The organism is Pirellulimonas nuda, from assembly GCF_007750855.1.
GTDB classification, from domain to species: Bacteria; Planctomycetota; Planctomycetia; order Pirellulales; family Lacipirellulaceae; genus Pirellulimonas; species Pirellulimonas nuda.
On the sequence record NZ_CP036291.1, the window covers coordinates 3,401,748 to 3,414,505 of the forward strand.

The window sequence follows — 12,758 nt, forward strand, 5'->3', positions numbered from 1 at the left end:
CTGCCGCGCCGCTGCTGTCGGCGGAACAGGCTTGCCGCTTCTACCACTTACTCCCAGAACTGGCCGCCGTGGATGAAGCCGTTGTCCTGAAGCCCCGAAGTTGCAGGACCCGCCTTGGCACGGGCTCCGGGTTGCGGCGTCACTGGCGCAGAGGCGAGCGGTTGTTCCGCAACGCCGGCCGGCGGCGGCGGGTCTTCCCCGCGCGACGACCGAACGACGCCCGTCCGGATGCCCGTCCGGATGCCCGCCCGTGGCCCCGAACCTGCGCTGCGACTCCGGTTCTCAGCCGCGCGACGCCCCCTGGCGCCAGACGCCAAGCCCGGCCGCTCCAACGCCCAGCAGCAGGAGCGACGCCGGCTCGGGCACGGGCGCGGGCCGCGGGACCTGACGCAGCGTGAAGCGGCTGAAGTAGGGGGACGTTGGGACGTCCGGGACGTCGATGCGGAACTGGAAACTCTCGGCGCCGGCGGACTGGGTCCCTCCGCTGAACAGCAGCGTGTCTTCGTTGGGCGTCACGACCACGGGGAAGGCCGAGGAAGTCGGGGGGAGGTCGTAATCGGGGAAGTCAAAGTCGAGCCCGTCGCCGGGGCCCGAGGGGACGAAGGCGGGGCCTACGCCGTACCCGAGGATCATCCGGTAGCCGCTCCAATCGACGCCCGTGTTGTTGTCGGCCGACTCGAAGAAGGCGTACTCGGTGACCCCGTTGCTGGGGGAGACGAAGAACTCGATGTCGATGAAGCCGTTCGCATCAAACCGCTTGATCGGCACGACGACGTTGTTGTCGGGGACGCCCGGGGTCGGGACGTTGTCGTTGTTCGGCGCGCCCGTGATGATCGCCGGGACCGCGACGGTGCCGAGCCCGGGGCCTACGCCCGCGTTGGGACCGAACATGGTGACGCTGGTAATCACACCGGCCGAAGCGGGAGCAATCGTGCCCAAAGCGACCGCACAGAAGAGCAGGCGCCGGGCAGCGCGCGAGAGCGCAGCAGGAGAAGAGATCATTAGCCGGGTTCCAAACGAGGAGTTCGTGCAGCAGTAGCGTCTCAACAAGGCTTTGCAGCCGGTTCCCAGGGGCTGGGCGTTCACGCCCAAACCCGAACCGCTGCTTTGGAGTCTAAGGCCGGCGCTGCCGGACTTCAACCAAAAAAACCGAATTCAGCGGGGAAATCCTCGTGGCGGGGGCCGGCTGATGGGCGACGGACGGCGTGTGGTCTCGGCGCCGCTCGGCCGGCCCGACCCAAAACCTGCCCGGAACGCGGCTCGTGGCGAGCGCGCCAAGCGGCGCGGGGCGGCGGCGACACCGCCCTTGTCACCGGCCAGCGCAGCTCCTCGGGGGGGCGTGGGCAAGCCGCTGGCGGGCGGGACGGCCCGGTGCGCCGCTGGGCGGACGGTGGAAGAGAAAGCGCGTATCCCGCGGAGGGACGCCGCCGCGGGGCTTTCCCGCCGAGCAAGGTGGGCAGCGGTGCGGCCCGACAGTGCGGTCCTCAACGAACCGCTACCCCTCGGCGGCCGCTCAGCTTCGGCGCCATTCCCCCCACAGCAAGCCGGGGAGCGCGAGCCCATCGCGGACGTACCGCGCCGTGAGCCGGCGGGGGTCGCTGGCTGCCCGGTGGAGCCACTCGAGGTGGCTGCGCTGCATCCAGCGCGGCGCGCGGGTCTGGACGCCCGCCAGAAAATCGATCGTGGCGCCCGCGGCGATGGCGACCGGGACCGGCAGCCGCCGATAGTGCCGGTGGAGCCAGAGCTCTTGCTTGGGCGCCCCGAGGCCGACGACTAGCAGGTCGGGCTCGGCCTTGGCGACGAGCTCGACGATCCGGTCGGTCTCGCACGGGTCGTGCTCGAAGCCCCACGGGGGAGAATGGATCCCGGAGACCTCGACCGCCGGGTACCGCTTGGCGATACGTTGGGCGGCCCGCTCGCCCACCCCGGGCATCCCGCCGAGCAAGAACACCTTGAGCCCGCCCCGCTGGGGGGCGGCGTCCAGCAACGCCGGGACAAGGTCCGAGCCGGCGACCCGCTCGGGGAGCCGTTTGCCGAACATCCGCGAAGCGGCGACCAGCGGCCAGCCGTCGGCGAGCACAAGGCCGGCCTCGGCGTAGGCGGCCCGCAGCTCGAAGTTGTGGCGGAGCTGAACGACGTGGTCGAGGTTGGGGGTGACGACGTAGCGGCAGCCGACTCCGCGGGGCGCGTCGATCCAATCAGCCAGCCGGGCGACAGCCCCGTCGAGCGTAACGCGGTCGATGGCGATCTCAAAAAGCTCGATGCGGGGCGACATCGTCTCGCAGGGCAAGGCGGTTGCGGTGCTGGTCGCCGTCGGCGCCGGTGCGTTAATCATACGGCAAACCTAGCTTAGTATCCCGTCCCGGAGGCAGGGACCCAGCGGCCTGCCGGTTGGTTTGTGCCGGTCGAAGGGAGCAGAGCTCAAGAGAAGCCGTCGGCAGAGTACGCGGCTTTCTTCCGAGGGGTGTCGCAGTGGGTTTCGGGACGGCTGACCTCAGCAGACGCGAGGCCGGCGTCGCGCGACGGGCCAACCCCGCCCCGACAAGACACACTGAAACCCCGCGCTCCAACGAGCCTCGGGTCGAACAACGATCGACCCGCGCTTCGCCAACGACGGTCCCGACAGGGCGCCATCCCATGTTCACACGCGGCAGGAATACGGCATGAAGACAATCTGTGAGCTTGTGCGGGAACGTCCGACCAACCAACAAGCAGCCTACATCGCAATGGCCCAAATAGACGGCGACCCGCGTCGACAAGAAGAGTCACCGACAGCGGCGGCGGATTGAGACAGAAAACGGCATGACCGGGCGGCTCTTGGGCGCCGCCCTCCGCTCACCAGAGACAAGTACCCAGAATCGCTAAACCCGCCTGCACGCGGTCACTCACAACGTGATGAGTGTAAGACGATGGGTGCTCGAGGGAGCAGGCTTGGACTTATTGGCCTGCAGGTGGCTGATCGTCCAGACGCGAGCGTTCGCCTACACCAACGTCGAAAAACGGGGGTAGAAAGGATCACTCCTTATCGGCCCGCCCGGCCTGTCTCGTCCGAACGCCCCGCGTGATTCGCGGTCTCGCCCGGAGCAGCCTGGTCACACGCGTCGGCGGACCAAGGCGGCCCCGACGATCAGCATCGAAGCCCACGCAACGACGGACGTAGCTTCAGGGACGGCTTGGATCTGTCCCAGTGGAGACTCGTACGCGACGTTGTCAAACTCGAACGCATAGCTCGAGCTCGTCGCCACGACTTTTTCGATCCCGATCGTCGAGTCGAAATTGACGTAGAGCGTGCCGCCGGTCGCTTGCGAACCAGACGGGAAGGAAGGGGCATTCGCCGCGTTCCAGAAGTTGATGATATCCGTCCCCGTCACGGTCTCGATGCCTCCTCCCACCAGGTGGAAGGTGAGCTTGTTGTAGCTATCTACCGAGCCCCAAAGCAGGCCGAAGTAGCTGGTCGCCGAGCCGAAGACAAGCTCTGCGGCAGCGTTGGGGGTTGCTCCCGTGGAGCCCGTCGTGATGTAGGGCGTGCCGTCTGCCCCCATGAACTGGCCGCCGAAGTTCGAACCGTTTCCGTTGGACAACACCGGAGGAGCGTACTGGCCAGACTGCTTGCCGGTGACGACCTTGGCGCCGGGCGTCAGGTTGACCTGCAGCGAGCCCGCTGGCGCGGTGGACGTTAGGCCCCCCGTCGAGTTGACCGTGAGGTCGTTGAAGTTCGCGTAGCGGATGTTTGGACCGGTCAATGCCGATCCACCCACGGACGCAGAGGATATCGAGATCGACGCGAGGGCCGCCGAACTAGCTCCAACGACCGCTACACAAATCAGGCAGGTGAGGCTTCGGTGAGATCGCATCAATCGACTCGCAGGGCGGGGAGGTTCATCCGGACAGTCATTTCAAGGTGCAGACAGAAACCCGTGGGTTCCAAACGGTCCGAACAGGCGGGCGTTACGGGTACGGTTCCAGGTTGCAAAATCTGTCGCTTCAGGCCAATTCTACCCACTGGATCATTAATCTGCAAACGAAAATCCCTTCTGAACTCGGAAGTGGATTGCGGAACGCCGAATATTCCGAATCGGTACGGTCTGCCTGCCCGCCTGCCAGGAGCGGGCAGGGAGCACTTTCAGCGGCCGCGGTTTGCCGACGACCCGATCATTCCGGCAGCCACTCGGCCAGAACTCACCTGTCGATCCGCCTCGCGCCCCTGCCGCTTCTGCAATCCAGCACAGAGAGATTTCAAGCCGCATCAACGCGCCACGTGCACGATGGACGCGTGGCAACGAAGTGAGGCTGACGCTCGCCTTTGGAGGTCGATGCAGCCCCTTCGGAAAGCAGGCGGGCTCACGCTTTCCAGGGCGCTTCGCCGCGACTCCACATGGCGTTCAGGCTGTCGTAGTCGCGCTGCGTGTCCATGCAGTGCCAGAAGCCGCGGTGGCGGTAGAGCGAGAGCTCGCCCGCGGCCGCCAGACGGACCAGCGGCGTCTTCTCCAGGACGCAAGCCGGGTCCTCGTTGAGGTAGTCGAGAAAACCGCGGCGGAAGAACTGGTACCCGCCATTGATCCATTTTTCGGCGAATTCGGGCTTCTCCTCGAACTGGAGGACCGCGTCCCCGTCGAGCTTGATCTCGCCGAACCGGGACGGAGGGTTGACCCCCAGCACGGTCCCCAGCCTTTCGTGACCGAGGTGGAAGCGGAACTCGGCGGCCAGGTCGGCGTCGGTGACGCCGTCCCCGTAGGTGACCGCGAAGTGCTCGGCGTCGCCCAGGTAGCGGGAGGCCGCCCGGGCGACACGGGCCCCGGTCATGGTTTCTAGACCGGTGTCCGCGAGCGTGACCTTCCAGTCGTCGGTGTGGTCGATGGAATCGAGCGTCACGGTGTTGGTGGCGAGCTCGACCGTGAAGTCGCTGTTGAGCGACGTGTAGTGCAAGAAGTACTCGCGGATCACCTCGGCGCGGTACCCCAGGCAGAGCACGAAGCGGCGGAAACCGTGGCGGGCGTAGCTCCGCATGATGTGCCACAGGATCGGCCGGCCGCCGATCTCGATCATCGGTTTCGGGCGGAACTCAGTCTGCTCGCGCAGACGCGTGCCGAAGCCGCCGCACAGGATAAAAACCGGGACATCATTCATCAACACGGGTCCTTCTCGGAAAGTCGGGGCCGGGGGGCCGGGCGGGATCACTTGCGACGCACTGCCGGGGCCTGCGGCCGATCGGCGATCGTGTATTGCACGTCACGGTCGACGTCCACCCGGTATGGACCAGACTAGTCAAGAACGGGCGACGGAGGAACTCCGACAGCGCCGGCCTGGCCCGCCTCTACCCGGGGGTTCTGTGAGGTCCCGGTTGCCAGGCTCTTCCGACGCCCGTCGGGTGCCCCCCGGCGAGCTGTCATCAGTGTTCGCTTTGCGAAACTTCTCACGCAGTTTCTCATCCTGAGAAGTGTGGCGTCCGCCTAGGAGCAGCGTGTGGCGATCGCGCAAGTCTTGTTCGAGCAAGTTGCAGGTCGCACGGATGCGGCGCTTGGCGGCATTAGTAGGGATTGGCAAGCGGGCATCGGTCTCTTAGGTTACCGGTCCCCCGTGGGTCAAACGTCGGGTGGCACGAGAGTTGCCCGTCCCCGCGGCAAGCCGAATGTGCGCGCCGGTATCAAAGCAGCGGCCGGTACGCGTCCCGCCAGAGTCCCCACCATTGATCGCCATGCCTGTCCGAGAGCTCACCAAGCCCCGTCCCCATCGCGCCGCCAGCGCCCCCGCTCACCATGAAGGAGCCTCGCGAACTCCAGAATCGACCGGTTCGCTGATCGCCGAAGTGCTTGCCGGCGACGTCCTGGACGTTGACATGGCGGCCGCCGGCGACGGCATAGTGATCCATCCGTCCCACGCCCAGCGCGACGCGCTAGATTTGGCGGCCGGGCGTTTCTACTTGATGGCCAAGCGGCTGATGGACATCGCCGGTGGCCTGCTGGCGCTGCTGCTGTTCTCACCCGTGATGGCCGTCGCGGCCGCGCTCATCAAGCTCCACGATGGCGGCCCGGTCCTCTTCGCGCAGACGCGGGTGGGACTGAACGGGCGTGAGTTTCGGTGTCTGAAATTCCGCTCGATGGTCGTTGACGCCGATCGCCTAAAAGTCGATCTCCACGAAGAAAACCACCACGACGACCCGCGGACCTTCAAGATCCCCAACGACCCGCGCGTCACCTGGATCGGCCGGTTGCTGCGCCGCGGCAGCATCGACGAGATGCCGCAGCTGTTTAACGTTCTTCGAGGCGACATGAGCCTGGTCGGCCCCCGACCGCCGGTCCCCAGCGAAGTCGAGAAGTACTCCTGGCGCGACATGCAGCGTTTTGAGGCCAAGCCTGGTTTGACCTGCATCTGGCAGGTTTCCGGGCGCAGCCGGCTGTCGTTCCCCGAGCAGATCGAGCTCGACCTGGACTACATCGAGAACCGTAGCCTGTGGCTCGACGCGAGGCTTATCCTCTTGACCTTGCCGGCGGTCCTCTCCGGAGACGGGGCCTACTAGCTAGCCCCACCGGCGAGCCCCGGCCGCGAGGCCTGCACGCCTGAAGAGCAGTGGGCCTGAAGACGGGCCCTCATCGCCCCCGACCCGCTGAAGCAGGCGCCCAGCGCGATCGCCCGATTGGCGGCGTCGCTCCCCCAGGCGCCTGTCCGCGGACAAGGCCGCTTGGACCGAAGGCCGCGTGGACCCGGGCTACCCCGCCGACTTCGCCGCGTCCACCAGGTCGGCCAGCCTTTCGACAGGCCGTCCGATCCGGGCGCGGTCGCCCACGACCACAACCGGGCGTTCCAGCAGCTCTGGGTGCAGCGCGATCAGGCCCAGCCACCCGTCTGCATCGGTGGGGGAGTCGAGCTCCAGCCGCTGGAAGTCCCTGGCGCGGACCATGCTGCTCGGGGCCACGCCAAGCAGTTTCACTAGCCGGCGGAGTTCGTCGATATCCAGCGGCGTGCGTAGGTACTCAACCACGGTCGGCTGGATCCCGTTGGCCTGCAGGTACTCCAACGCCTCCCGACTCTTCGAGCACTGTGGGTTGTGATAGATCGTGACCGTGGTTTCCATGGCTGAGGTGCTCAGAACGCTGCGTTGGTTGGTCATTCCCGGGGCCGGTAGCGGCGAGTCCGTGACGCTGCCGCTCCGCACACCAGCCCATGCTAGTTCGCCCCCGATCGGATCACCAGCGATCGGGGGTTTTCCATCGTGGGTTGGGAGGCGCCCCCCTGCCCCGGCGAGGTGTCGCCGCTGGTGAAGGCCCCCCTGCCGCGCGGGTTGAGTTCTGCCGAGTCTTTGCGCCACGCTTTCGCCCGGCCGTCTCGGGCCTCCGGCCCGTCGTCGCGCCCACCGGCTTTCTCGCGATGCCTCTGGGCCGTCGCCGCCGTGGGAGGGGCGGTCGCCCGCGTTTGCCTGCACCGATCGTCGACCGGCCCGACCTCGGCAACGCAACGCGCCGCCGCGGGGCCAACCAGCCGTCGAGGGTGGAGCAGCGCGACCAAACCTACGGCGAGATCGATCTTCGATCCACCCAGCAGGCCCAGGTCACCCGTACAAACCCAACCATCGCCCCCTTCAAGGTTCCCCACGACCGGAGCGAAAGGGCGTCGCGAAAACGACCCATGGCTGATCGTCTGAGCGTCTTCCCATCCGGCCCGATTGGGGGATGGCGCACAACGCAAAACACTTGCATCCTGGGGTCCTCCGCATTAGTCTGCGGGGGGCCGAAGGGGCCGAAACAACCAGGGGGATGGGAGTGGGTAGGCGCCAGGGCGGGCAGTTTAACAAAGGAAAAAATGGGGGATTTCTCGCGCCTGGTGGCCGCACAAGCGCCACGACGTTCCGCGTGATTCGCTAGCTGACCGCACCTCCTTCAGCGGTTGGTTGCTGCTGGGGCTTGGCCCGATCGGCGAGCAACCGGGAACGGCCCGATCGCGGGGCCACGCCCTCAGCACGCAGTCCGTTGGACGAATCTACGGGGGCGCCGCGATGCGGTCGGGAAACGCTGCCGGGTCAAGCTAGAGCGCCTGTGCGGTTTCGAGGGCCGGTTTCGCGCACTAATCGAAGAAAAGTGGGGAGAATGAGCCGCTAGAAAAGTAACCGAGTGATGATAGTGGGGCTGCCGGGAGACGCCAACCCGGCGGCGATCGGCGTGGGCGGGACGGGCAACGGTCCGCTAGCCGGGCGCCGATTTGACCGCGGCTGGCGGCCCTCCGCGGGATGGCGTGCCGCCCAGCCGTGGGAGGGATCGAAAACGAACTCGGAGGCAGAAGTCGAGGAGAGGAAAACCTGGTTACCGACAGGAGATGGGGCTTGAAGGTGAATATTCTTACGCAGAAACATGGCGGTGCGCCGCATCGGCCCGCCGCAGGGACCCTCCCGGCGGGGCGGGTCCTCGCGCCGGCGACGACCGCCGTACCGCAGCCCTCCCGAGCGGCCCAGACCGCGAGGCGAGACCGGGCCGCCGCGGTTCGCGGCCGCCGGCGGCCCGTCGGGCCGCTGACGCCGCCAACGGCCCGCTCTTCGGCGGCGGCCCAACTACCAGCAGCCCGGGTCGGGAGGCGCCACGGTTGGCGTCAGCAGGGCGACCGGACTCCGCCCGATCTTCATCAAAATGATGATTTCTAAGAATTCTTGCTAACAAGTGTGAGCTTTTTGGGGCCTTCTTACGTTTCTCAGTTGAGGCGTCCATCATCCACGAGGTCATCCCTATAACCGCCGCAAGGAGAGACATGTCTTACGTGTCCGCGGAACAGGTTGGATCGCGACCGCAACCGCCGGTCGCTGTCGTGACACCCAAATCGGCGTTCGTAAAACCCGTCGCGGCCCCGGCAGAGCGGCGGCCACTGATCGTGCTGGGGATCGCCAGCTCGGAAGCCGCCCTGGCCATCGAGCGGCGGCTCCAGGGGCTGGGGTGTGCTTGCCGCGTCGCGCACACCTACGACCGTCTGGAGGCACTGATGGCCGAAGGCGCGGAATGCGGCGCGATCCTCGACACCCATCTTTGCGGCAAGCCGACGCTCGCGATGCGTCACTGCTACCCGCGATTGATGCAGACGACGCCGGTCCTCTACCGGGTCCCAGACGAAGAGGAGTCCTTTGAAGAAGTCCTCGCGGCGGTCCGGGCCGGCGCCTACGACGTGATGTTCGGGCTGAGTGGGCTGCACAAGCTTGACGGGCTCGTCTCCGAGGCGACTTTCTCGCGCCGCCCCGCGGAGCCTCCGGCCCAGGGACTGGGCGATCGTGGCTCCTCCGCCACCGAGCCGGCCGACAGCCGCGCCAGCATCTCCCACGCCCGCGGGTTAGAGGCGGCGCACGAGCACGCAGAAAAAGAGCTCGCCAAGCTCCTGATCGGCGACAGCCCGGCGATGGACTGCATCCGCCGGCGGATCGTCGAGGTCGCCGAGACGAACGCCTCGGTGATGATCTGCGGGGAGAGTGGCACCGGCAAAGAGTTGGTGGCTCAGGCCATCCACCAGTTTAGCCGCGTTTCGGCCGGCCCGTTCGTCCCGGTCAACATGGCGGCGATCCCTCAGGGGCTGGCCGAGAGCCTGCTGTTCGGGCACGCCAAGGGGTCGTTTACGTCCGCGGCGAAGGACCAGACAGGGTACTGCCAGTCGGCCGACGGGGGGACGCTGTTCATGGACGAGATCTCCGAGATGGAGGTCGCGATCCAGCCCAAGCTGCTGCGGTTCCTGCAGACCGGGGTCGTCCAGCCGATCGGCGCCCCAAGACCGACCGCGGTCGCGACCCGCATCATCACGGCCACTAACCGCGATCCCGGCGAGCTGGTCCGTTCGGGGCAGCTCCGCGAGGACCTCTTCTACCGGTTGCATGTCGTCCCGATCTCGATCCCGCCGCTGCGGGAGCGGCCCGGCGATATCCGTCAGCTGGCGGCGGTGTTTCTTGACCGGTACGCCGCCGAGCACCGCAGGCCTGCCCGCGGGTTCACCGAGGAGGCGCTGGCGGCCCTCGAGCGGCTGCCGCTGCCGGGCAACGTCCGGCAGCTCGAGAATCTCGTGGAGCAGATCGTGATTTTCACGCGGGGCGCGCTCGTCACGGTGAGCGACATCCCTACGGCGTTCTCGGGCGGACCGGGGGCGGTGCGGACCGGCGCACAACCCACTGGCCCGCAACGTCGCGGCGACGCCGCGACCCCCGACGCCGGGCCGGCGGCCCCGACCCTCAAGCGGTTCCAGCAGCAAGAACGGGCGGCGATCCTCGAGGCGCTCCAGCAGTCGCGCGGGCACGTGGTTGACGCCGCGGAGCTGCTGGGGCTGAGCCAAGCGACCGTGTATCGTAAGATAAAGGAATACCAGATCCCCCGCGAGCGTAGGCGTCGCAAGCCCAAGCCCCGCTGAGTGCGAGGCGCCCGTCTCGCGACGCGCGTTTCCGCGGCCAGAGTCCCCACCCCAGCCCCCCGCCCTTAACTGCCTTCCGATCGAGCGCGTTACCCATGGCCTACGAACCACGCGAAGTCCGATTGGCCCCCGAGTCGCCGCTGGTGCTCGACCGGATGCGTCCCGCCGCCGCGACGCCTGCGGGTGAAGACGCGGTGCAAGACTCGTTCGTGCTGGAGGTGATCCGCAAACGCTGGTGGCTGCTGGCGCTGTGCGCCCTGGCCGGGGCGGGCGGGGCCTACTTTTTGGCGCAAGAGTTCGGCAAACAGACCGCCGTCGTCCACGGCAGCCTGATGTACGGCGGCCTGCCGCTGCCTCCGGGTCCGTCGGTCTACCAGCCCCCCAGCCTGACGACCTACCAAGAGATCTTGTTCTCGATCCCGAGCATGCAGCGGATCTGCGATCAGCACGGTCTGGAGATGCCCCCCGGTCGCCTAGCGGAGATGTTCAAGTGCAAGGTCGGCCGCGGCTCGAGCATCATGGAGCTCCAGCTGCAATGGGCCAACCCGGCGGATGGCGTGGCGATGGTCAATGACACGATGCAGCTGCTGATCGACGAAGCGGCGCGTCGGCGCAAGGCAGTCCTCGGCGAGCACATGCGGCACGTCGAGTCGGTCCAGCTCACCGCCCGCAGCGAGGTCGACCAGGCCGAGAAGCGGCTCCGCGACGCCCGCCGCGCCCGCGCCGAGCTGCTCAGGGAGCAGGGGCTCGCGAGCGACCCAACCGACGACTTCTCGGCTCAGCGCGAGCGGATGCTCGACACTCAGGCCGCCCTCGAGCAGCTCGCCGTGAGCAAGAAGAGCCTCGAAGAGCAGCTTCGTCAGACGGACGGACAGATCCTAGGCGCTCTGGGGCGGCTGCAGCAGGCCCACGTCAACGCGCGGGTCCAGTTCCTGGATGGAGTAATGCAGCGTTACCGCCAGGGGACCAAGACCTGGGACAATCTCAATCAACTCAAGAACCGGCTCGAGGCGTTGTCCAAGGCGCCGCTTGATTCGGTCGCCAGCTACACGGACTGGAAAACGAAGCTAGCTCAGATCGATCTCGAGGCGCCCCCGGTTGCGGGCGCCGTCAACGTCGCCGCGCTGGGAGGCTTAGACCGCGACCTCCAGTCGCTCACCAGTCGCCGGGTCCAGCTAGAGTACGGCTTGATCCCGCTGCAGCACCAGCAGGTGATGCTCGAAACGCGTCTGGCGGACATCGAGGCGCCCTCCGCGGCGCCCGAGGCGACCGGCGCGGCCATGCCGCTGAGCGTGGGGGAGGAGTTCGGCGAGGAGGAACGGCAGCTGGCGGCCGCCGAGAACCGGTACAACCTCGTGAAACAACAGCTGGAGAACATGCGGCAGGTCGAGGCGTGCCGCACGCAGGAGTTTTCGGTGCACATGCCCGCCAGCCTGGCGACGACCCAGGTCGACTCGAACAAGAAGAAGATGTTCGTGATGTTCGCGGCGGCAATCGCGGGCGCCTTGGCGCTGCCGGTGTTCGGGGTCGAGTGGCTCGCGCGGCGGCAGAGCCCGGTGGTGCAGTTCGCCAGCCGCTGGGGCCTCCCGGTGATCGCCGAGCGGCTGCTGGCCAACTACCAGATCGGCAAGAACGACGCCCCCGACTGGCGGTTCGACCAGGCGGTGCGGATGGCGACCCTCCGCATCCAGCAGTCGGCCAACCGGTCAGGGTTCGTGGTGCTTTTCAGCAACTTAGGGCAGACGGCCCCCCCTGCGCGTCTGATGACGGCGATCGCCGAGTGCCTGGCGCACCGTGAAGAGCGGGTGCTGGTGGTCGACGCGATGTGCCCGTCGCTCGGGCGTCGGCCCGCCGCTAGGCCGAGCCATGCGCCGCACCAGCGGCTGCTGCCCCTCACCAATCCGAACGGTCAGCGATTGACGGCCGCGCCAAGTTCGCAATCGAGTGACGGCTCGACCGACGAACAGGCGGCCAACGACACCGCACTGGCCACCCGCTACGGGCTCTCCGAATTCCTCTCTCGGGAGTGCGAAGATGTCGCCGACCTGATCCAGCCGACCGGCTGCCCCGGGGTCGACCAGATCTCGGCGGGAGACATGGAGTTTCCCCGCGAGGCGATGGCGTCAAGCTGCTTTTCGGAGCTCTTCGAGCACTGCCGCAACACGTACTCGGTGATCCTGGTGGCCGGCCCGCCAGTCGTCGCCCGCGCCGACTTTCAGATGCTCGCCGCCCGGGCCGACGGGATCTTGCTCGCCGCCAGCGGCGCCGCGGTCAAGGACCCCGCCAGCCGGGCGGCGGTCCAGGACCTGATCGAACTCCGCGCTCCCATGCTCGGCATCGTAAGCTAGGATGCCCGCGGCAGGCGACGACATTCACGCGCCCAAGCCGCCACCCCT

General features: G+C 67.3%; 9 protein-coding genes. 3 read left to right on the forward strand and 6 right to left on the reverse strand.

Going from position 1 to position 12,758, the window contains the following annotated elements:
• Positions 1–282: 282 nt before the first annotated feature.
• The 4 genes from Pla175_RS26005 to Pla175_RS13390 form a co-directional block, all read right to left on the reverse strand.
• Entirely contained in the window at positions 283–1,002 is a 720-nt protein-coding gene (locus tag Pla175_RS26005; RefSeq protein ID WP_197526789.1) for a PEP-CTERM sorting domain-containing protein, read from the reverse strand.
• Between the two features lie 511 nt (positions 1,003–1,513).
• Positions 1,514–2,335 (reverse strand): WecB/TagA/CpsF family glycosyltransferase, encoded by an 822-nt coding sequence (locus tag Pla175_RS13380; RefSeq protein ID WP_231953885.1) that lies wholly within the window; start codon positions 2,333–2,335, stop codon positions 1,514–1,516.
• A gap of 757 nt (positions 2,336–3,092) precedes the next feature.
• Positions 3,093–3,854: an Npun_F0296 family exosortase-dependent surface protein gene (locus Pla175_RS13385; protein ID WP_145285625.1), complete on the reverse strand. Its 762-nt coding sequence runs from the start codon at positions 3,852–3,854 to the stop codon at positions 3,093–3,095.
• 487 nt (positions 3,855–4,341) lie between these two features.
• Positions 4,342–5,127 (reverse strand): glucose-1-phosphate cytidylyltransferase, encoded by a 786-nt coding sequence (locus Pla175_RS13390; RefSeq protein ID WP_145285628.1) that lies wholly within the window; start codon positions 5,125–5,127, stop codon positions 4,342–4,344.
• A gap of 568 nt (positions 5,128–5,695) precedes the next feature.
• On the opposite strand from Pla175_RS13390, the gene Pla175_RS13395 reads away from it, so the two are divergent.
• Positions 5,696–6,517 (forward strand): sugar transferase, encoded by an 822-nt coding sequence (locus Pla175_RS13395; RefSeq protein WP_197526790.1) that lies wholly within the window; start codon positions 5,696–5,698, stop codon positions 6,515–6,517.
• A gap of 189 nt (positions 6,518–6,706) precedes the next feature.
• On the opposite strand, the gene arsC is transcribed toward Pla175_RS13395, so the two are convergent.
• The gene (gene arsC, locus Pla175_RS13400; protein ID WP_197526791.1) at positions 6,707–7,072 is read right to left on the reverse strand and encodes an arsenate reductase (glutaredoxin); all 366 of its coding nucleotides are present in this window, start codon (positions 7,070–7,072) and stop codon (positions 6,707–6,709) included.
• Between the two features lie 92 nt (positions 7,073–7,164).
• Entirely contained in the window at positions 7,165–7,590 is a 426-nt protein-coding gene (locus Pla175_RS13405) for a hypothetical protein (RefSeq protein WP_145285638.1), read from the reverse strand.
• A 1,200-nt stretch (positions 7,591–8,790) separates the two neighbouring features.
• Here Pla175_RS13405 and Pla175_RS13410 point away from each other — a divergent pair.
• Entirely contained in the window at positions 8,791–10,362 is a 1,572-nt protein-coding gene (locus Pla175_RS13410) for a sigma-54 interaction domain-containing protein (RefSeq protein WP_197526792.1), read from the forward strand.
• Positions 10,363–10,457: 95 nt separating this feature from the next.
• Positions 10,458–12,710 carry a CpsD/CapB family tyrosine-protein kinase gene (locus tag Pla175_RS13415; protein WP_145285644.1) on the forward strand — a complete coding sequence of 751 codons (2,253 nt, stop codon included), beginning with the start codon at positions 10,458–10,460 and terminating at the stop codon, positions 12,708–12,710.
• Positions 12,711–12,758: the final 48 nt, after the last annotated feature.